The sequence below is a fragment of the Mesorhizobium sp. M1D.F.Ca.ET.231.01.1.1 genome, assembly GCF_003999155.2.
In the GTDB taxonomy this organism is placed as follows: domain Bacteria; phylum Pseudomonadota; class Alphaproteobacteria; order Rhizobiales; family Rhizobiaceae; genus Mesorhizobium.
The window spans coordinates 25305-46288 of sequence record NZ_RZOZ02000003.1; the positions used below are offsets into that span (position 1 = coordinate 25305).

Annotated in this window: 20 protein-coding genes; 14 read left to right on the forward strand and 6 right to left on the reverse strand. The window is 65.5% G+C overall.

Features of this window, described 5'->3' with window-relative positions:
- Positions 1–55: 55 nt before the first annotated feature.
- The 4 genes from trpS (at position 56) to EN874_RS09620 (ending at position 4921) form a co-directional block, all read left to right on the forward strand.
- Positions 56–1123 (forward strand): tryptophan--tRNA ligase, encoded by a 1068-nt coding sequence (trpS, locus tag EN874_RS09605; protein WP_127424568.1) that lies wholly within the window; start codon positions 56–58, stop codon positions 1121–1123.
- Between the two features lie 99 nt (positions 1124–1222).
- The gene (locus EN874_RS09610; protein WP_127424569.1) at positions 1223–1714 is read left to right on the forward strand and encodes a universal stress protein; all 492 of its coding nucleotides are present in this window, start codon (positions 1223–1225) and stop codon (positions 1712–1714) included.
- Between the two features lie 350 nt (positions 1715–2064).
- Entirely contained in the window at positions 2065–4206 is a 2142-nt protein-coding gene (locus tag EN874_RS09615; protein ID WP_168247448.1) for an amylo-alpha-1,6-glucosidase, read from the forward strand.
- Positions 4207–4351: 145 nt separating this feature from the next.
- Positions 4352–4921 (forward strand): NifU family protein, encoded by a 570-nt coding sequence (locus tag EN874_RS09620; protein ID WP_127424571.1) that lies wholly within the window; start codon positions 4352–4354, stop codon positions 4919–4921.
- A 138-nt stretch (positions 4922–5059) separates the two neighbouring features.
- Here EN874_RS09620 and EN874_RS09625 read toward each other — a convergent pair whose 3' ends face one another.
- Entirely contained in the window at positions 5060–5677 is a 618-nt protein-coding gene (locus EN874_RS09625; RefSeq protein ID WP_127424572.1) for a L,D-transpeptidase, read from the reverse strand.
- Between the two features lie 224 nt (positions 5678–5901).
- Between EN874_RS09625 and cueR the strand changes: the two genes are divergently transcribed.
- The 5 genes from cueR (at position 5902) to EN874_RS09650 (ending at position 9294) form a co-directional block, all read left to right on the forward strand.
- On the forward strand, positions 5902–6291 hold the full coding sequence (gene cueR / locus EN874_RS09630) for a Cu(I)-responsive transcriptional regulator (RefSeq protein WP_127424573.1): 390 nt from the start codon (positions 5902–5904) through the stop codon (positions 6289–6291).
- Between the two features lie 86 nt (positions 6292–6377).
- Positions 6378–6671, forward strand: a complete 294-nt coding sequence (locus EN874_RS09635; RefSeq protein ID WP_127424574.1) for a DUF1330 domain-containing protein — start codon at positions 6378–6380, stop codon at positions 6669–6671.
- Positions 6672–6743: 72 nt separating this feature from the next.
- A complete protein-coding gene (locus tag EN874_RS09640; protein ID WP_168247447.1) occupies positions 6744–7244 on the forward strand; it encodes an MmcB family DNA repair protein in 501 nt (166 codons plus the stop codon).
- 226 nt (positions 7245–7470) lie between these two features.
- Entirely contained in the window at positions 7471–8217 is a 747-nt protein-coding gene (locus tag EN874_RS09645; RefSeq protein WP_127424576.1) for an SDR family oxidoreductase, read from the forward strand.
- Positions 8218–8259: 42 nt separating this feature from the next.
- Positions 8260–9294 carry an RNA polymerase subunit sigma-70 gene (locus tag EN874_RS09650; RefSeq protein WP_127424577.1) on the forward strand — a complete coding sequence of 345 codons (1035 nt, stop codon included), beginning with the start codon at positions 8260–8262 and terminating at the stop codon, positions 9292–9294.
- A gap of 102 nt (positions 9295–9396) precedes the next feature.
- Here EN874_RS09650 and nhaA read toward each other — a convergent pair whose 3' ends face one another.
- The 5 genes from nhaA to EN874_RS09675 form a co-directional block, all read right to left on the reverse strand.
- Positions 9397–10587: a Na+/H+ antiporter NhaA gene (gene nhaA, locus EN874_RS09655; protein ID WP_127424578.1), complete on the reverse strand. Its 1191-nt coding sequence runs from the start codon at positions 10585–10587 to the stop codon at positions 9397–9399.
- Positions 10588–10666: 79 nt separating this feature from the next.
- Positions 10667–11230, reverse strand: a complete 564-nt coding sequence (locus EN874_RS09660; protein ID WP_127424579.1) for an ActR/PrrA/RegA family redox response regulator transcription factor — start codon at positions 11228–11230, stop codon at positions 10667–10669.
- 105 nt (positions 11231–11335) lie between these two features.
- Complete coding sequence (locus EN874_RS09665; RefSeq protein WP_127424580.1) at positions 11336–12661, reverse strand: ActS/PrrB/RegB family redox-sensitive histidine kinase; 1326 nt, start codon at positions 12659–12661, stop codon at positions 11336–11338.
- Between the two features lie 378 nt (positions 12662–13039).
- Complete coding sequence (hrpB, locus tag EN874_RS09670) at positions 13040–15502, reverse strand: ATP-dependent helicase HrpB (RefSeq protein WP_127424581.1); 2463 nt, start codon at positions 15500–15502, stop codon at positions 13040–13042.
- Positions 15503–15551: 49 nt separating this feature from the next.
- Entirely contained in the window at positions 15552–16442 is an 891-nt protein-coding gene (locus EN874_RS09675) for a DMT family transporter (RefSeq protein WP_127424582.1), read from the reverse strand.
- A 24-nt stretch (positions 16443–16466) separates the two neighbouring features.
- On the opposite strand from EN874_RS09675, the gene EN874_RS09680 reads away from it, so the two are divergent.
- From EN874_RS09680 to EN874_RS09700, 5 genes are all read left to right on the forward strand, one after another.
- Entirely contained in the window at positions 16467–17156 is a 690-nt protein-coding gene (locus EN874_RS09680; protein WP_127424583.1) for a PIG-L deacetylase family protein, read from the forward strand.
- 274 nt (positions 17157–17430) lie between these two features.
- A complete protein-coding gene (locus EN874_RS09685) occupies positions 17431–18762 on the forward strand; it encodes an ABC transporter substrate-binding protein (protein ID WP_127424584.1) in 1332 nt (443 codons plus the stop codon).
- A gap of 123 nt (positions 18763–18885) precedes the next feature.
- Positions 18886–19833, forward strand: a complete 948-nt coding sequence (locus tag EN874_RS09690) for a sugar ABC transporter permease (RefSeq protein WP_126086209.1) — start codon at positions 18886–18888, stop codon at positions 19831–19833.
- Positions 19830–20780: a carbohydrate ABC transporter permease gene (locus EN874_RS09695; RefSeq protein WP_127424585.1), complete on the forward strand. Its 951-nt coding sequence runs from the start codon at positions 19830–19832 to the stop codon at positions 20778–20780. The genes EN874_RS09690 and EN874_RS09695 overlap by 4 nt, the downstream gene beginning before the upstream one ends.
- On the forward strand, positions 20777–20983 hold the full coding sequence (locus EN874_RS09700; RefSeq protein ID WP_127424586.1) for a hypothetical protein: 207 nt from the start codon (positions 20777–20779) through the stop codon (positions 20981–20983). Before EN874_RS09695 ends, EN874_RS09700 begins: the two co-directional genes overlap by 4 nt.
- Position 20984: the final 1 nt, after the last annotated feature.

The following is a 20984-nucleotide window of genomic DNA, read 5'->3' on the forward strand; positions in this document are numbered from 1 at the left end:
TCTGCAACTTTTTGGAATCATGCTTAGACGGCCCTCCACAAGCCATGAGGAAATCATGTCCGCCTTCAAGCCACTCGTCTTTTCGGGCGTCCAGCCGACCGGCAATCTGCATCTCGGCAATTATCTCGGCGCCATCAAGAAATTCGTTGCCCTCCAGGAACAGTCCGACTGCATCTATTGCGTCGTCGACCTGCATTCGCTGACGGCGCAGCTCGTCCACCAGGATCTCGGCGACCAGACGCGCTCGATCACCGCCGCGTTCCTCGCCTCCGGCATCGACCCCAAGAAGCACATCGTCTTCAACCAGTCGCGGGTCATCCAGCACGCCGAGCTTGCCTGGATCTTCAACTGCGTGGCGCGCATCGGCTGGATGAACAAGATGACGCAGTTCAAGGACAAGGCCGGCAAGGACCGCGAGAACGCGTCGCTCGGCCTGCTCGCCTATCCGAGCCTGATGGCCGCCGACATCCTGCTCTACCGCGCCACCCATGTGCCGGTGGGCGAGGATCAGAAGCAGCATCTGGAGCTCACCCGCGACATCGCGCAGAAATTCAACAACGACTTCTCGGAACGCATCGCGGCACTTGGCGTCGGCGTCGAGATGCAGGTCGGCGAGGAGACCGTGAACGGCTATTTCCCGATCACCGAACCGGTGATCGGCGGTCCGGCGGCGCGCATCATGAGCCTGCGCGACGGCTCGAAGAAGATGTCGAAGTCCGATCCGTCGGACCTGTCGCGCATCAACCTGACGGACGACGCCGACACCATCTCGAAGAAGATCCGCAAGGCCAAGACCGACCCAGAGCCCTTGCCGAGCGAGCTCGACGGGCTGGAAACCCGGCCGGAAGCCGAAAACCTGGTCGGCATCTATGCCGGGCTCGCCGAAATCTCCAAAGCCGACGTGCTGAAGGAATATGGCGGCCAGCAGTTTTCCGTGTTCAAGCCGGCGCTGGCCGACCTTGCGGTGGAAAAGCTCGCGCCGATCGCCTCCGAGATGCGCCGCATCGAAGGCGACCGCGCCTATGTCGATGCCGTGCTCAAGGATGGCGGCGAGCGCGCCCGCGCGATCGCCGAGGGCACGATGAAGACGGTGCGCGACATCATCGGCCTGCTGCAGGACTGATCGATCCTACCTGGTTGAGTCCGTCGCCATGACCCGGCCGCTTGCCGCCGGTTCATGGCGGTGGCAGATTGCGGCCGAATTGATACCGGGCAGATAGACATGGTCTCCAAACGCCTCAGCCGCGAAGCCGGCCATCGCCGCAAGTTCCTGGCGATCATCGACGACACGCCGGAATGCGAGCGCGCCGTCGCCTACGCCTCGAAGCGGGCGCAAAGCACCAGCGGCGTGCTGGTGCTGCTCTATGTCATCGAGCCGGACGATTTCCAGCACTGGCTGGGGGTCGAGAAGATCATGCGCGAGGAAGCCAACGCGACCGCGCGCGCGGCGCTCGATACCTACGCCAACAAGGTGCGCCAGAAGGTCGGCATCGAGCCGGAGCTGGTGGTGCGCGAGGGCAAGCCGACCGAAGAGATCCACAAGCTGATCGAGGAAGACCAGGACATCGCCATCCTGGTGCTGGCGGCCGGCGCCGGCAAGGAAGGCCCCGGGCCGCTGGTCAGCGCCGTGGCCGGCCGGGGCGCCGCCTTCCCCATCCCGGTCACCGTGGTGCCGCAGAACCTTTCCGACGAGGAAATCGAGAGCCTGGCCTGATCGGCCAAGGCCTCTCCCCGACCCGGCAGACGCTTCCCGCCGGACGACGTCCCTGGAGCTATTTCGGCGCAATCGCTCGACCATGGACTGCGACGCGGCCCTTGGCCTGCGCTTGCGGCGCGCCATTTGGAATCGTCGACGAAACGACAATCCCAAACGGAGCGCCGATGGCCAAATCAAAGCGGGAGACGAAGCGGAGCGGTACGTCGAAGCCGCAAGACAGGGCGGCCGAACCCGCCGCGACGCCACCCCGCCCGCAGCGTGCACGAGCCCGGCAGGAAGCCCGGCAGCCCCCGCCCCTTGCGCGGCATGGACGCAGACATCGTCTGCTCGCCAAGCGCCATCCGGCGATGGTCGACAGCATCGCGGGCGCGGTAACCGTCAAGAGCCTCGATCTCTACTACGTCGTCGCTTCGGATGCGCAGATCCCTATGAAAGGCGAGCACGGCTTCGGGCTCTATTTCCACGACTGCCGCTTCCTCGGCGGCTATCGGATGGCGCTGGCTGGCATGACGCCCATCGTGCTCGCCTCGACCGCGCAGAAGGGCTACGCGGCGCTTTTTGAGCTGACCAATCCCGACCTGCATTTCGAGCGGGAAGAAACGATCCCCAAGGATGAGCTCGGCATCCGCTGGGAGCGCATGCTCGATGCGGGGCAAACATGCGTGCGGGAGGTTCTGACCATCCAGAACTTCGGCCACCAGCGGCACGGCTTTCCGCTGACCTTGCAATTCCGCGCCGGTTTCGAGGACATCTTCGACGTGCGCGGGCTGGTGCGGCAGGACCTCGGCAGACCCCAGCGGGCCGCCTGGCGACAGGGCCGGCTGCATTTTGTCAATCACGGCGCCGACCGGCTGCGCAGGACGGCGACGATCGCCTTCTCGCCCCGGCCCGACGCCGCGCACGAAACCACGGCCGAGTTCCAGATCGACGTGCCGGCAGGCGAAACACGGATCATCGCGGTAACGATAGAACTGCATGAATATTCGGAAGATGCCGAAGCCAACCACCTGAACCAGCGGCCGACGGTCGCGCTCGACAACCTTGCGGTAAACCTTCAGGCCGGCTCGGAGGAATGGCTGGAGCGGCATACGAGGCTCGACAGCGACAGCCTGCTGCTCAACCGGATCATGGATCGCTCGCTGCGCGACCTGGCGATGCTCCGATCGGATCTGGGCAGCCGCGAGTATTTTGCCGCCGGCGTGCCCTGGTTCGTCGCCCTGTTCGGGCGCGACAGCCTGATCGTCGCGCTCGAAATGCTCGCCTTTCAGCCGGAGATCGCCGCCCAGACGCTGCGTCTTCTCGCCAGCTATCAGGGGCGTCGGTCGGACCGATGGCGGGAGGAGCAGCCCGGCAAGATCCTGCATGAATTGCGCGTCGGTGAGCTTGCCGGAGCGGGCAATGTCCCGCATGCCAGGTTCTACGGCACTGTGGATGCGACCCCGCTCTTCCTGATGCTGCTCGGCCGCTACGCGGCATGGACAGGCGATCTCGGGCTGTTTCGCGAGTTGCAGGAACCCGTCGAGAGAGCGCTGGGCTGGATCGCCAGGGCCGGAGACCACCGCGGCGAGGGCTATCTCAAATACCGGCCCTGCGAGAGCGGCCTCATCAATCAGGGATGGAAGGACTCGCCCGACGCGATCGCCAGAACCGACGGCGGCATCGCCAGGCCGCCGATCGCGCTTGTCGAGGTGCAAGGCTATGTCTTTGCCGCCAAGCATGCCATCGCCGATCTTTACGAGCGCATAGGCGAACGCAATCGCGCCAAGCAGCTTCGCGGCGAAGCCGAAAAGCTTCGGATACGGTTCAACCGCGACTTCTGGTGCGAGGAGCAGGGCATCTTTGCCCTTGCGCTCGAAGCACGAAGCCGCCAGGTCGGGTGCGTTTCCTCAAATCCCGGGCAGGCGTTGTGGACCGGTATAGCCGATAAGGACAAGGGTCGCCGGACGGTTTGGCGGCTGATGCAGGACGACATGTTCAGCGGCTGGGGCGTGCGCACGCTCTCGACCACGGAGCGCCGCTACAGCCCTGTCGGATATCATCTCGGAACCGTCTGGCCACACGACAATGCGCTGCTGGCGGCCGGCTGCCGACGATATGGCGAGGACGACGCCGCGCTGCGGATATTCACAGCCATCACCGAGGCGGCAATGCATTTCCGCCATCTTCGGCTGCCCGAGGCGATGGCTGGCTTTCCGCGCAAGGATTTTCAGGTGCCGGTGCACTATCCCGTGGCCTGCCACCCGCAGGCCTGGGCGGCCGGAGCGGTGCCGTTCCTCATAACTACCTGCCTCGGCCTGGAGCCGGATGCCTTCGCCGGCAAGCTTCGGATCGTGCGGCCGCGCTTGCCCGACCTCGTCAACCGCATTGCGCTTCGCGGGCTGCGGGTCGGGGAGGCAAGCGCCGACCTCGAATTCTGGCGGACGGCCGACGGAGCCGAGGTCAACATCCAGAAGACGAGTGGACAACTCAGCGTGGAAGTCGGAGGATAGGCCTGCCGTGATCGAGCGCTCCGTCACGGCAAAAACATTCCGCCAGCCAGCCGTTCGGGCGACGTGTTTCGCTTGAATGTCCAGCCGATAGAGCCTATTTAGAACTATTCCAAACTATCGGCCCGGGAAGGGCCTGGAGATACGCATGTTCATCCAGACCGAATCGACGCCGAACCCGGCGACGTTGAAGTTCCTGCCCGGCAAGGAAGTGCTGCGCGAGGGCACCGCCGATTTCCGCGACGCCGCAACGGCCGCCGAGGCCTCGCCGCTGGCCGGCCGGCTGTTCGAGATCCCCGGCGTGACCGGCGTCTTCTTCGGCTACGATTTCATCACCGTGACCAAGGACGGGCCGGACTGGCAGCACCTGAAGCCGGCGATCCTCGGCGCCATCATGGAGCACTTCATGTCGGGCGCCCCCGTCATGGCTTCGACGGCTCCCACGAGCGAATCCGGCCAGACCGGCGAGTTCTACGACAAGGCCGACGAGGAGCTGGTGCTGACCATCAAGGAGCTGCTCGACACCAGGGTGCGCCCGGCTGTCGCGCAGGACGGCGGCGACATCACCTTCCGCGGCTTCGAGAACGGCACCGTGTTCCTGCACATGAAGGGCGCCTGCGCCGGCTGCCCGTCATCGACGGCGACGCTGAAGCACGGCATCCAGAACCTGCTTCGCCATTTCGTTCCCGAGGTTCAGCAGGTCGAGCAGGTCGCCTGATCATTTTCGCAGCGTCTGCTGCGATACTAATCGCCAAAAACAAAAAACCGGGCCCCAACAGCCCGGTTTTCTGTCTGTGGACGTCTGTTGTTGCCTAGACGGTCCGCGCACGAAAGCTTTTGTCCGCGGTCATCGTGATCACATCACGATGACCTTGGCGCCGACCGAGGTGCGGTCGTAGAGATCGATGATGTCCTGGTTCATCAGCCGGATGCAGCCCGACGACATCGCCTTGCCGATCGAGAACCACTCCGGGCTGCCATGCAGGCGGTAGCCCATGTCGCCGCCCTTGTTGAAGAGATACATGGCGCGCGCGCCGAGCGGGTTCATCAGGCCGGGGTCCATGCCGCCGGCGAACTTGGCGAGTTCGGGCTGGCGCCTGATCATCTGCGAAGGCGGGGTCCAGGTCGGCCATTCGCGCTTCAGCGCGATATGGGCGGTGCCGTGCCATTCGAAGCCTTCGCGGCCGACGCCGATGCCGTAGCGGATCGCCAGGCCGTCGCCCTCGACGAAGTAGAGGAACTTGTTCTGGGTGTCGACGATGATGGTGCCCGGCTTCTCCGAAGTGTCGTAGCGCACTTCCTGCCGGTGGAAGCGGGCCGGAACCTTCTCGATCGGGATGCGCGGCAGATGATAGCCGGCATCCGTGATCGCGCCATAGTTGTTGGTGAAGAGTTGCCCGCCGATGGTGCTGCAGCCGCTGACCGCGGTCGAGAGCGCAAGGGCGGCGAGGATTGCAAGTGACTTCAAGCGCATGAAAGGTCCGACGCCCTGCCGTTATATCAGCGGCACGAGTCGGCCGCTTTCCCGCCATCATTCATGCTGGCATTTCTTTTGCTTGCCAAGCGCGCACTGCCTATATGCATGGGCTGACGCGCCGGTAAGTGCCGAACTGCGGCATTTCGGCAACAGGGCTCACAGGATTGTGAAGCAAAATCAATGGGGCGGCCGGAAGGGCGCCAGAGATCAAGGAGAGCGCCATGAATGTCGGAGATGCTGCCGAGCGTTCGGGCCTGCCGGCCAAGACCATAAGATATTATGAGGAGATCGGCCTGATCCGGCCGGCCCGGGCCGATAACGGCTACCGCGACTACTCGCGCGACGACATCCACCGGCTGGCCTTCCTGCGCCGGGCCCGCAACCTCGGCTTTTCAATCGACGATTGCAGGCAGCTGATGGCGCTCTATCAGGACCGCGACCGCGCCAGCCACGACGTGCGCGAAATCGCCAGCGCCCATGTCAGGGCGATCGAGGAGAAGGTGCGCGAATTGCAGTCGATGCGCGCGACGCTGCAGAAGCTGATCCACGCCTGCCACGGCGATGACAGGCCGGACTGCCCGATACTGGATGACATGGCGGGGGCGGCCTGATGGCATCGCGCCGGACCTGGACAAGCGTCCGATCCCCATCTTAGCTCGCGAGCCAGCAACACTTTAGCGGCAAGGAGCGCTTCACCGTGAAGGGATACTGGCTCATCGTTGGCACCGAGATTTCGGACCAGCAAGCGCAAGCCGAATATGGACGGTTGTGGAAGCCCATAGGCGAGAAGTATCAAGCGCGCCTCAGTTCGATGAAAAACCCGCCCTTGCTAGTGGAGGCGCGCGATGCGGGCAGGCTAGTCGTCGTCGAATTCCCGACATTGGAAATCGCCAAGGCTTGCTATGCCGACCCGGCCTATGACGAAGCCAAGCGGCTTGCGCTGCAAGCGTCGAACCGCGTCCTGGTCATCTTCGAAGGGGAACTCGGGTAGGGTCTGTCAAATATATAATCGCCCCTGCCAAGGGGGTTCAAACCGTGAACAAAATCTGGCATGGTGCCGGCCATGCCCATCGTTTCCCCGATTCCCCTCAACCCGCTGATCGACGGCCGCCAGTCCGAGCGCGCCATGCTGGTGCGGCGCGGCGTGCAGCGCTTGCTCACCGAAATGGGCGCGCATGTGCTGCCGGAGCTGTCGCTCGCCACCGGGCGGCGGGCCGATCTCGTGGCGCTGACCCGGCAGGGCGACATCTGGATCATCGAGATCAAATCCTCGATCGAGGATTTTCGCGTCGACCGCAAATGGCCTGACTACCGGCTGCATTCGGACCGGTTCTTCTTCGCCACCCATCCCGGCGTGCCGCAGGAGATTTTTCCGGAGGAATGCGGCTTCATCCTCTCCGACGGCTATGGCGCCGAGATCCTGCGCGAAGCGCCGGAGCACCGCATGGCGGCCGCGACGCGCAAAGCGCTGATGCTGAGGATCGCCCGCGCGGGCGCGGCCAGACTGCTGGCTGCGGAGCTTGCCGGTGTCGCGGTGCCGGCGCTCGAGGGCGAGAGCGAATAGACCGGCTCATTCGGCCTGTTGAGGCTTCGCCTGCGGCGCTTGCGCCGCCCCTCATCCCCCTGCCGGGGACCTTCTCCCCGCAAACGGGCAGAAGGAAGAGTGCCGCGACCTTTGCGGTCGCCCGTGAAAATTGTTTGACGCTCACCGATGATTTCCGCTTGCCCCGGCTGTCCTTACCTGCATGGCGCGTCCGGATGGTCCGGCGGCCAGGAAAAAGAGGTGGTCCATGGCATCGTTGAAAGGTCAGAATGTCGTCGTCATCGGAGGCAGCCGAGGTGTCGGCCGCGCGATCGCGGAAGCAGCGCTTGGCGAAGGGGCGGCGGTGCTCGCCGTCGCCCGCGGCGCAACGGACCTCAAACAGCTCGGCTGGGAATTGCCCGGCGTGAGGACGCTTGCGGCCGATGCGACGGACGAGACGACGCCCGAGACGGTCTTCGAGGCGCTTGCGCCGGACGTGCTGGTGGTCTCGGCGGGCGCGCTTGCCCCGTCCGCGCCGGTGCAGGAGCAGAGCTGGGAGGTGTTCTCGGCAAACTGGGAGACGGACGTCAAGGCGTCGTTCCTGTTCTGCAGGGCAGCGCTCCAGGGGCGGCTGAAGCCGGGCAGCCGGGTGATCCTGATCTCCAGCGGGGCGGCCTTCAGCGGCGGGCCGCCGAATTCCGGCAGCTATGGCGGCGCCAAACGCATGCAGGTGTTCCTCGCCGGCCACTGCCAAAAGGAATCGGATCGGCTCGGCCTCGGCCTGCGCTTCATGGCGCTCTCGCCGATGCGCATCATGCCCGGCACCGGGGTCGGCGATCGCGGCATAGACGGCATTTCGGCCTATATGGGTATTCGCCCGGCGGACTTTCTCGCCAGCCTGAGCGATATGCAGACCCCGGCCGATGTCGGGCGCGCGGTGGTTCAGCTTGCCACCACGACGCCGCAGGGCAGCTCGTTCGCGGTCAGCGGCGCAGGACTTGCGGCGGCGGCATGAGGCGCGCAGGATGCCGGCCAACTCCAGCATCGCGGGCCCCGCATGACGGACGCTCCTGACCCTCTCGGGCCCCTGGGCCGGTCAGGCCAGCCGATCCTCGATCGGCTGGCTTTCGAGCGCCTGACCATGGCGCACAAGCGCGAGCTCAAGCTGCACTGCTACCGGATGATGGGCTCGCTCAACGAGGCGGAGGACCTTGTCCAGGACACCCTGCTCCGCGCCTGGCGCGCAAGGTTGCAATTCGATGGGCGGGGCTCCGCGCGCGGCTGGCTCTACGCCATCGCCACCAACAATTGCCTCAATGCCATCAAGGCCAGAGCAGCATCGCGCCGCATGCTGGAACTGCCCGGACGAGCGCCCTCCGACGGATCGGCCAGCGGCGGACCCGCCGCTGAGATCGCCTGGCTGGAGCCCTATCCGGACAGCGAGCTTCCGAACCTCGCCGCGATCGAGCCCGGTCCGGAGGCGCGCTACGAGGCCCGGGAGGCGGTGCAACTCGCCTTTGTCGCGGCGATCCAGCTCCTGCCGCCAAGGCAGCGGGCCGCCCTGCTTCTGTGCGACGTGCTGGGATGGTCCGCCGTCGAGACAGCGCAACTGCTGGGCGGGTCGACCGCCTCGATCAACAGCGCGCTGCAGCGGGCCCGCGCCAAGCTTGGAGAGCGATATCCCGAGGGCCGCCCCTCGCAGCCGTCACGGCCAAGCCAGCAGGAGGGCCTGCTGCTCGAACGCTACATGCAAGCCTGGCAGGCCGACAATCTCGACGGCCTCGTCGACCTGCTGCGGGAAGACGCCGCCTACCACATGCCGCCATGGCGGGAATGGTATTACGGCCGCGAGGCAATCCGCGGCTTCCTCGCGACCGTGTGGGGCAATTTTGCCGGCTATCGCACGGTGGCCACCAGGGCCAACGGCCAGCCCGCCGCCGGTGTCTACGCGCGGAGCCATCAAGATCAAGCGTGGCGACCGCACTCACTGCATGTCATCGAGCCTGACGGCGGCGCTATTGCTTCCCTGACGATCTATGTGCCGCCGCTCGGACCCGATCTGTTCGCCGCCTTCGGCCTGCCGCCAGCTTAGTCTAGAGGAATTCCAGGAAAAGTGTAAGCGGTTGTCCGTCCGGAATTGCGTAAAAACAAGGAGATAGGGCGTTTCGCCGTTTCCGTGAAACGGTGAAACGCGCTAGTCCTCCGCCTCTTCAGTTTCTCCGATCGCCGGCGCGACCAGCAGCACCGCGGCGCCGACCAGTGCCGCAACCAGCGAACCCGCAAGAATGCCGACCTTCACCGCGTCCTGGAGCGCCGCGTCATTGGCGAAGGCGAGCAGGCCGATGAACAGGCTCATCGTGAAGCCGATGCCGCACAGCAGCGAGATGCCCAGCATGTGCAGCCAGCCGGCATCGACCGGCAGGTCGGCGAGGCCGGACCGGATGGCGACGGCCGAGGAGCCGAAGACGCCGACCAGCTTGCCGAGCACCAGGCCGGCGGCGACGCCCAGCGTCAGCGGCTCGACCAAGGCGGCGAAGCTCAAACCGCCGAGCGACACGCCGGCATTGGCGAAGCCGAAGATCGGGATGACGATGAAGGGGACGAGCTTATGCAGGCCGTGTTCCAGCCGGTGCAGCGGCGAATGCTCGAGATCGTGGCCGATGCCGGGCGAACGCTCGAGCGGAACGGTGAGCGCCAGCGCCACGCCTGCGAGCGTGGCATGCACACCCGATTTCAGCACCAGCACCCACAGCACCGCGCCGATCACGAGATAGGGCAACAGCTTCATCACCCGCATGCGGTTGAGCACGATCAGCACGGCGATGGCCGCGAAGGCCGCCGCCAGATAGGCGAGCGACAGGCCGCTGGTGTAGAACAGCGCGATGATGATGACGGCGCCGAGGTCGTCGATGATGGCCAAAGCGGTGAGGAAGACCTTCAGCGACGCCGGCACGCGGTTGCCGAGCAGCGAGAGCACGCCGAGCGCGAAGGCGATGTCGGTGGCGGTCGGGATCGCCCAGCCGGAAAGGGCGGCCTGATTGTCGCGGTTGATCAGGACATAGACCAGCGCCGGAACCAGCATGCCGCCGGCGGCAGCGATACCGGGCAGCACGCGGCGCGGCCAGGTCGAGAGCTGGCCGTCCAGCATCTCGCGCTTGATCTCCAGCCCGACCAGCAGGAAGAACACCGCCATCAGCCCGTCGTTGATCCAGTGCGAGACGCTGAGCGGTCCGAGATAGGCGTGGAGCACGCCAAAGTAAGTATCGGCGAGCGGCGAGTTGGCGACGATTAGCGCCAGCGCCGCTGCCGCCATCAGGATGATGCCGCCGGCCGCCTCGCCGTCGAGGAATTCGCGAAGGATCGATTTCGGCCGCTCGTCGCGCATGTCCCCTCCGTCACATGGCCCGTCGGCCAGGCTAGTGTTGCCGGATGATGCGCAAGCGCCGCTGGCGACGCACGCAAGGTCAGCGCGGCGCGCGCTTGGCCAGTATCCGCTGCAGGGTGCGGCGGTGCATGTTGAGCCGGCGGGCGGTCTCGGAGACGTTGCGGTCGCACATTTCATAGACGCGCTGGATGTGCTCCCAGCGCACGCGGTCGGCCGACATCGGGTTTTCCGGCGGCGCCGCGCGCTCGCCAGCGGTGCGGGTCAGCGCCGCGAAGACATCGTCGGCGTCGGCCGGCTTGGACAGGTAGTCGACGGCGCCGAGCTTCACCGCGGTCACCGCGGTGGCGATGTTGCCGTAGCCGGTCAGGATGATGGTGCGGGAATCGTCACGCTTCTCGCGGATGGCGGCGACCACGTCGAGGCCGTTGCCGTCGCCCAGCCGCATATCGACCACCGCATAGGCCGGCGGATGGGCGCGCGCCTTGGCGACGGCCTCCTCCACGCTTTCCGCCGTCTCGACCGCGAAGCCCCTGGTTTCCATGGCGCGGGCAAGCCGGGAGAGGAACGGCTTGTCGTCGTCGACGATCAGCAGCGAGGTGTCCTCGCCTTCGACCATTGCGCCAGTGGTTTCGTCTGCGCTCATCTCATCAGCATCCTACTGCCTTACTTTTACGCAGATACAATTCTGCAACAGCAATGTCCAATTTTTACAGCCGGCAACAGACCTGCCATGCAGCAAACGCAACGCTCAGGCATTGTCGAACATGGTTCCGGACAACTGTTCGGGGTTGAGGAAGACGCCGCGCGGCCAGGTGATCTGCACCACCGCGCCCTCGCCGAGCCCGCTCGAATTGCGAAAATCGGTCGTGGCGCCCGAGCGCTCCAGCAGGGTCTTGGCGATGAAAAGCCCGAGCCCCAGGCCGCCGCCGGCCTCAGTTCCCTGGCGCGTCGACATATAGGGCTCGCCGATGCGGTCGATGATCTCCGGCGGAAAGCCCGGGCCGTCGTCGATAATGGAGAATGAGACCTCCTCATTGTCCCAGTTCCAGCTGACGGTGACCGTGCTCTTGGCGAAGTCGACGGCGTTCTCGACCAGGTTGCCGAGCCCGTAGATGACGCCGGGACTGCGCTGCCCGACCGGCTCCGGGCCGATGCGCTCGCCGGGGCGCAGTCGGATCGAGATGCCGAAGTCGCGGTGCGGCGCCGTCACCTCCTCGACCAGCGAGGTCAGCGGCAGGCGCGAAAGATGCGCCTCGCCCTCCGAGGACAGGCTGGTCAGCCGCTTCAGGATCTCGCGGCAACGCTCGCTTTGCGAGCGCAGCAGCTTCACGTCCTCGCTGAATTTCGGGTCCCCGCCCAGCGCCTTTTCCATTTCCTTGGCGACGACGGTGATGGTGGCCAAGGGCGTGCCGAGCTCATGCGCGGCGGCGGCGGCAAGCCCGTCGAGCGCGGAAAGATGCTGCTCGCGCTGAAGCACCAGCTCGGTGGCGGCGAGCGCGTTGGCGAGCAGGCGCGCCTCCGCCGCGACGCGGAAGGCGTATATCGCGGTGAAGGCGATCGAGGCGAACACCGCCATCCACATGCCGGCGACATAGATGAAGGGCATCGGCAGCGGCGCGTCCTGGTACCAGGGCAGCGGCAGGTGGAAGAACACAAGCAGCGTGGCCGCCACGATGACCAGCGCGCCGAGCATCGCCGTGAGGCGCAGCGGCAGCGACGCGGCGGAGATGACGACCGGCACCGAGAGCAGGACCGAGAACGGATTGGTCAAACCGCCGGTGATATAGAGCAGGCCGGCCAGCTGCAGGCTGTCGATGGTCAGGATGACGAAGGCCGAGAGCGGGGTCAGCCGGTGCGCCGCCGGATAGCGGAAGGTGAGCCAGAGGTTCATCCAGGCCGAGCAGGCGATAAGCGCGAAGCACATCGAGACCGGCAGCGGGAATTTCAGACCGTAGGCGACGACCAGCACCGCGACGCTCTGGCCGACGATCGCGAGCCAGCGCAGGCGGATCAGCGTGTTGAGCCGCAGCCGCTGGCTCTGCTGGGAATCGGGCGCGCGCAGGATGTTGATCATCGACTTACGATTATAACCGCAGGAGGGTGAGCGCTAGTAGCGCTGTGAAGGCGACTTGACTGGGCGGCAGCCGGTGTTTCGATTCACCATCATGAGCGCTTGATGATTGGCCGAGGCCCCTCGCAACTTCGTCATCCACGGGCGGAGCGACGCGAAGCGGAGCGCAGACCCGAGGATCCATTCCGTGACTTCGAAGCTTTGCGATGGTTCAGAATTCTGTTCCGCTGCATTTACGATCAAGGTAACGGAATGGATCCTCGGGTCTGCGCGCGTCGCTTCGCTCCTTGCTCCGCCCGTGGATGACGAAGCGATGGGCGTTTGCGCCAATCGCCAACGCACGTTGCCCACTACGAATGGCCCGCCGAAAGCGGCACGAACCTACGTTCCGCGCGGCTTGGCGCGGCTGGTGGCGGCGGCGAGCAGCGGGTTTTCCGGCCAGACATGTTTTGGGTAGCGGCCGCGCATGTCGGTGCGCACATCCGCCCATGAACCGCGCCAGAAGCCGGGCAGGTCGCGCGTCGTCTGGATCGGGCGATGCGCCGGCGACAGCAGCTCCAGCGTCAGCGGCACGGTGCCGCCGGCGATCGCCGGATGGCGGTCGAGGCCGAACAGCTCCTGCACGCGGATCGCCAGCACCGGCCATTCGCCGTCATAGCGGATCGGCACCCGACTGCCCGAAGGCGCGTCGAAATGGGTCGGCGCCAGCGCGTCGACCTTGCGCTGCAGCGCGTGCGGGACCAGCGACATCAGCCCGGCCGCGAGCGCGCCGGAGTTGATAGCGGAGAACGACGCCGCGCCAGTGAGAAACGGCAGCAGCCAGTCGTCGAGGCGGCCGAGAAGCGCTTCGTCGGTCACATCGGGCCAGGGCGCGCCGAGGCCGCGATGGAGCCAGCCGAGCCGCTGGCGCAGCGTCTCGGCCTCCTTGCTCCAGTCGAGCAGCGACAGGCCGTGCTCGCGCAGCGCATCGAGCATTGCCCGATCCGCATCGGCGCCCGATGGTGCCGGCAGCATCCGCTCGGCAAGCGTGATGGCGCCAAGGCGTGCAGCCTCGCGCACGCGCACGGCGCGCCGCTCGCGGTCGAAGCCGGTCTCGCGCTTCGTCTCGATGCGGTCGGCAAGTGCTGCACGGATGTCGGCTTCGTCGACGGGAGCAGCGGCGGTGATGCGGGCATTCTGCGCCTTGCCCTGGAGGTCGGCGACAACCAGCCAGGTCTCGCCGGCCAGCGGATCGGCGGCGTCGACCATGGCGCCGGAGCCGTTGGCGAGGACGAAACGGCCGCGCTCGCCGCGCGCCCTGGCGACGCGATCCGGCCAGGCGTGGATGAGGAGCGCGCCGGCCGGAACCGGCATAGGTCTTTTTCCGCCGCCGGCTTGCTTCGCCAGGCGTTCGGCCAGCTGCCTGGCTGCATTGGCGCGCGGCGATTTCTCGCTGCCAAAGCGCATCAGCCGCCGTTCCAGATCGGCGCCGTCGCCGCCGAGTCCGCGCTCGGTAAGCAGCACGGCAAGCGTCGCCGCTTCGAGCGCCTGTCCGCCCTTCGCCGCTTCCGCCACCATATGCGCGGGCCGCACCGGCAGCGCCAGCTTGCGCATCGCAGCACCCACCTCGGTCAGCCGGCCGGCGTCGTCGATGGCATGGAGCGCGCGCAGCAGCACCCGCGCCTCGTTGAGCGCCGGCCCCGGCGGCGGATCGAGAAAGGACAGGCTCGACGGATCGGCAACGCCGAAGGCGGCGCAGTCGAGCAGCAGGCCGGACAGGTCGGCCTCGAGGATTTCCGGCGGCGTGAAGGCGGGAAGCGCTGCCGTCTGCTCGGCGCGCCACAGCCGGACGGCAACGCCGGCTTGCGTGCGCCCGGCGCGGCCGGCGCGCTGGTCGGCGGAAGCCTTGCTGACGCGCACGGTTTCCAGCCGCGTCAGGCCGCTTGCCGGCTCGTAGCGCGGCAGCCGCGACAGGCCGGAATCGATGACGACGCGCACGCCGTCGATGGTGATCGAGGTCTCCGCGATCGATGTCGCCAGCACCACCTTGCGGCGGCCGGCCGGCGCCGGTTTGATCGCCGCGTCCTGCGCCCTGTTGTCCAATTGGCCATAGAGCGGGACGATATCGGTGTCGGCCGCGACATTGCCCAGAAGCCGCTCGGCCGTGCGCTCGATCTCACGCTGTCCTGGCAGGAAGACGAGCACGCTGCCCTGTTCGGTGGCTAAAGCCGAGCGGATCGCCCTGGCCATCGCGTCCTCGATGGCCACGCCGGCCGGACGCTCGTCATAGCGGATCTCGACCGGGTAGGCGCGGCCTTCGCTTTCAATGACCGGTGCTCCTGAAAGAAATTTCGCAACGCGCGCGCCGTCGAGCGTCGCTGACATGACCAGCAGGCGCAGCTCCGGCCGCAACGCCCCCTGCACGTCGAGCGCCAGGGCGAGGCCGAAATCGCCGTCGAGCGAACGCTCGTGGAATTCGTCGAAGATCACCGCAGAGACGCCCGGCAGCTCCGGATCGTCGAGGATCATGCGGGACAAAACACCTTCGGTGACGACGAGGATCTTCGTCCGCGCCGAAGTGCGGTTCTCCATGCGCATGGCGTAGCCGACGGTGCCGCCGGGCTCCTCGCCGAGCAGCTCGGCCATGCGGCGGGCGGCGGCGCGGGCAGCCAGCCGGCGCGGCTCGAGCAGGACAATGCGACCCGAGCCCAGCCATGGCGCATCGAGCAGCGCCAGCGGCACCAGCGTCGTCTTGCCGGCGCCGGGCGGCGCCACCAGCACGGCGCTGTTGTGCTCGGCCAGCGCCTGGCCGAGCGCCGGCAGCGCGGCGGTGACCGGGAGATCCGGCAGAAGTCCTGTCCTCATGGCGCCCGCATATCAGCGGCAATGCACAGCGCGCAACCGCCCCGACAAATCACAGCCTGGTGCGCGTGAACGGGTTCCAGCGCACGGTGCCGAGCCGCGCCTCCTCGCGCACCATGGTCAGCAAGCCGGAGGCGCCGACGACGGCCAGGCCGACCAGGGAAAGCGCATCGGGGTATTCCTTGAAGAACAGCGCTCCCAGCACAACCGCCCAGACGATCTGCGAATAATGCGTCGGCGCGATCCGGTTGGCCGGAGCGTATTTGGCAGCCAGGAGCTGCAGCAGTTGACCGCCGGCGGTGAAGATCCCGCCCAGCACCAGCCAAGCCAATTGCCCGATATTGGGAAGCGAGAAAGATGTCGCGACCGCGCCGACCCCGTTGAACAGCAACCCGCAGCCGATCAGCGTGCCCAGCATGGTCGTGCGCTTTTCCTGCTGGGCGAGCGAGCGCATCAGGATAACGCTGGTTGCCGCCAGGAAGGCATTGGCGAAGGCGGCGAGATGGCCGAGATGCAATTCGCGAAAGCCCGGCCGCACCACCAGCATGACGCCAGCAAAGCCGGCGACGACGGCAAGCCATCGCCAGGGCCCGACGCTTTCCTTCAGGATGACGGTCGAAAGAATGGTGACCAGCAGCGGCGCCAGGAAGATCAGCGCGTAGACTTCCGCAAGCGGGAAGGTGGTGAAGGCATAGACGCTGAGCACGCCCGACGCGATGCCCGCCCAGGCGCGCGCCTGCACCGCCCATGGGCGTTTGGTGCGCCAGAAGTCGCGCCACCGCTCATCGGCCGGGCGGGTGAAGAACAGGAAACAGCCGGCAAACAAGGTCACGAAGAATCCGATCTCGAAGACGGTGAACTGCCCGCCGAGGCTCTTGATGACGGCATCGCTGCACGAATAGCTTGCATAGGCGATCAGGGCGAACAGGATTCCGTTCGGCACGTTTCGGTTTCCGGGAGAGTAGACGTGAAGATACTGGCGCTGGGGGCACATCCCGACGATATCGAGATATTCATGTTCGGTACGCTGGCTGCCTACAAGGCGCTAGGCGCAGAGCTGACTTTTGCGATAGCCACCGACGGAGCCAAAGGCGGCAAGGGCGATCCGGCGGCACTCGTCAAAGCGCGGCGCGAGGAGGCGACCGAAGCGTCCGGCCTGCTCGCCGTCACGCCGCGCTTCCTCGACTTCCCCGACGGAGCGCTGGTCGCGGACGCCGCGCTCATCGGCGCGCTGAAGGCGCTGATCGGCGAGGTCAAGCCCGATCTCGCGATCACCCACGCGCCGAACGACTATCACGGCGACCACCGGGCGCTGTCGGACGGCGTGCGCATCGCCGCGTCCTTCGCGGTGCCGGTGCTGCATGCCGACACGCTCGGCGGCACCGGCTTTTCGCCGACGCACTATGTCGACATCTCCGCGCATTGGGACATCAAGGCGCAAGCGATCCGCGCGCATCGCTCGCAGGATCCGGAACGCTTCGTCGAAGGCGCGCGCACGCAGAACGCGTTTCGCGCCGGGCAATGCAACGGCGAGCCCGGCGCACTGGCCGAGGCCTTCCGCTTCGATCCTGTCTTCCCCTTCGCCGACATCCGCGAATTGCTGCCGCCCGCGCCGCCGATCCGGCCGGTGACGGTCAGCACGAAGACGGTCAGCTAGAGCGTTCACACCTTTCCTGAGTTGCTCTGAGCCGGCTGACGAACGATCCGGCTGAAGCAGCCCGCGGCTATTTCCCAATGATTTCAACCACCCTTTTCGCCATGCTGCGGCGCAGCAACGAATTCGCTTGCGTTGTTTAGTAAAAAGAGCATCACTAAACAAATTACTAAACATCGGCGGCGCATCGCGCGCCATGTTCAGGCCCTCGGAGGAGCGAGGGTCGAGAGCTCTTGAAACCGTCATCCGGACGCGTTTCGCAAATGGGAGGTAAGGCATGAAATCGACCTGGAAACTGGCATTGGGACTGGCCTCGGCGATCACAGCATCGACCGCCGTCTCGAACGCCGCGCATGCGGAAGACCTGACGCTTTGCTGGGCGGCCTGGGATCCGGCCAACGCGCTCGTGGAACTGTCCAAGGACTTCACCAAGGAAACCGGCATCGGCATGAAGTTCGAGTTCGTGCCGTGGACCAACTACGCCGACCGCTTCCTCAACGAGCTGAACTCGCACGGCAAGCTCTGCGACCTGATCATCGGCGACAGCCAGTGGATCGGCGGCGCCGCCGAGAACGGCCACTACGTCAAGCTGAACAACTTCTTCGACAAGGAGAAGATCAGCATGGACGACTTCGTGCCGGCGACCGTGGTCGGCTATTCGGAATGGCCGAAGAACTCGCCCAACTACTGGGCGCTGCCCGCCATGGGCGACGTGGTCGGCTGGACCTATCGCAAGGACTGGTTCTCGCGGCCCGAGCTGCAGAAGGAATTCAAGGAGAAGTATGGCTGGGACCTCGCCGCGCCGACCACCTTCGACCAGCTGAAGCAGATCGCCGAGTTCTTCCAGAAGCGGCAGATCGACGGCAAGACCGTCTATGGCGCCTCGATCTACACCGAGCGCGGCTCGGAAGGCATCACCATGGGCGCCATGGACGTGCTCTACAGCTTCGGTTTCCAGTACGAGAACCCGAAGAAGCCCTATGAGATGGACGGCTTCGTCAACTCCGAGAAATCGGTGAAGGGCCTGGAATTCTACAAGGCGCTCTATGACTGCTGCACGCCGCCCGGCGCTTCCAACAGCTACATGGGCGAAGGCGTCGACGCCTTCAAATCCGGCCAGGTGGCGATGCATATGAACTTCGCCTTCACCTGGCCCGGCCTGCAGAAGGACGAGAATGTCGGCGGCGACAAGATCGGCTACTTCGTCAACCCGAAGGGCCCCGATGGCGACCAGTTCGCCCAGCTCGGCGGCCAGGGCATTTCAGTGGTCTCCTATTCCGACAAGCAGGAATCGGCGCTGAAATACATCAAGTGGTTCGCCAACAAGGACGTGCAGGCCAAGTGGTGGTCGCTCGGCGGCTATTCCTGCCTGAACTCCGTCGTCAAGGACCCGAAGTTCCCATCCAGCCAGCCCTATGCGCAGGCCTTCCTCGACTCGATGGCCATCGTGAAGGACTTCTGGGCCGAACCCAGCTACGCGCCGCTGCTGCAGGCCTCGCAGAAGCGCTTCCACGACTATGTCGTCGCCGGCCAGGGCTCAGCCAAGGACGCGCTCGACGGCCTCGTCAAGGACTGGACGCAGGTCTTCCAGGACGATGGCAAGATGTAGTCGGGGCAAGATGTAAGGCTCCTCCCGAGCTTGATCGAGGCGTCCCGTGCCACCCTTGGCACGGGACGCAGTTCAGATAAATTCCATCGCCGAGACTGACCAGTGACCGAAGCAGGACTAACCATGCTCAATCGGACTGCGGACAATGCTGCCCGGGCGACCCCGGAACCATTGGCCAAGACGATCCGGGGCATCAGCGACAAGGGCCTCGCCTGGCTGTTCATCTCGCCGACGATCCTCCTGCTGCTTGCCATCAACATCTTCCCCCTGTTCTGGGCGATCTATCTGTCGTTCACCAACTTCCGCGCCAACCGCCCCAACGAAGTGGTGAAAAACCTGGGGCTCTCGAACTACCGGCGCATCCTCGGCGACCAGGACATCTGGATCGCCATGCAGACCACGGCGCATTTCGTGTTCTGGACCATCCTCTTGCAGACGGTGATCGGCTTCACGCTGGCCTGGCTGATCGACCGCAAATTCCGCGGCCACGCCTTCTGGACGACGATCATCCTGGTGCCGATGATGCTGTCGCCGGCGGTGGTCGGCAATTTCTGGCGCTTCCTCTACGAGCCGCAGATCGGGCTGTTCTCCTATGTCATCTCATTCGTCACCGGCATTCCGCCGACGAATGTGCAGATGCTGTCCAATGTCGAGCTGGCGCCTTGGGCGATCATCATTGTCGACACCTGGATGTGGACGCCCTACGTGATGCTGATCTGCCTCGCGGGCCTGCGCTCCATCCCCGAATACATCTATGAAGCGGCCGAGGTCGACCGCGCTTCCAACTGGCGGCAGTTCTGGTCGATCACCCTGCCGATGGCGCTGCCCTTCATCATGCTGGCGGTGCTGTTCCGCGGCATCGAGAACTTCAAGATGTTCGACATGGTCAACCTCTTGACCGGCGGCGGGCCCGGCTCGACCACCGAGGTCGCCTCGATCACGCTGAAGCGGCAGGCCTTCGAAAGCTGGCGCACCGGCTATTCCTCAGCCTTCGCCATCATCCTCTTCGTCGCGGTGTTCGGGCTCGCCAACATCTACGTCAAGGCGCTCAACAAGGTGAAGCAGAGATGAGCCTGACCACCGCCCATTCCGTCGTCGCGCCGTCGTCGAACTCGAAGCGGATCGCCGGCATGCTCGTTGTCGGCTACGCGCTGATCTCGATCGTGCCGCTGCTTTGGATCTTCGCCACCAGCTTCAAGACGCCGCCGGATTCGATCGCCTATCCGCCGAAGATCGTCTTTCAGCCGAGCATCGAGGGCTACTGCAACCTGTTCACCACCCGCACCAGGCAGACGCCGGAATACATCAACTCGCTCGGACCGGCGACCGGCTTCTGCGACGAGACGGTACGCAAGCGCAACATGGTGATCGCCGGGCCGTCGAACTTCCTGCCGCGCTTCGTCAATTCGCTGATCATCGCCTTCGGCTCGACCTTCTGCGCGGTGTTTCTCGGCACGCTTTCTGCCTACGGCTTCTCCCGCTTCAAGGTGCCGCTGGCGGACGACCTTCTGTTCTTCATCCTGTCGACGCGCTTCATGCCGCCGATCGCGGTGGCGATCCCGATCTACCTGATGTACCGCGAGCTCGGCCTCTCCGACACCGCGCTCGGCATGATCCTGCTCTACACCGCGGTCAACGTCTCGCTGGCCGTCTGGCTGCTCAAGGGCTTCATCGACGAGATCCCACGCGAGTATGAGGAGGCCGCGATGATCGACGGCTACACCAGGCTGCAGGCTTTCTGGCGCACCGTGCTGCCACAGGCGACCACCGGCATCGCCGCGACCGCCATCTTCTGCCTGATCTTCGCCTGGAACGAATATGCGTTCGCCGCGCTGCTCACCTCAGGCACGGCGCAAACCGCGCCGCCCTTCATCCCAACCATCATCGGCGAGGGCGGCCAGGACTGGCCGGCGGTCGCCGCGGGCACGACCATCTTCCTGGTGCCGATCCTGGTCTTCACCATCCTGCTCCGCAAGCAATTGCTGCGCGGCATCACCTTCGGCGCGGTGCGCAAATGAGCACGATCCAGCCCGCAAGACGCAAATCCCGCTGGCCGACCTGGGCAAGACGCGGCCTGATGGAAAACATCGCCACGGCAATCATCGCCATCGGCTTCCTGATGCTGTTCCAGTCCTTCGCGCTGGCGCTTTACAGCTATTCCTTCGTCACCATGCTCGTCGGCACGGCAATGTTCATCATCGTCTCGAAATTCCCGGAATAGC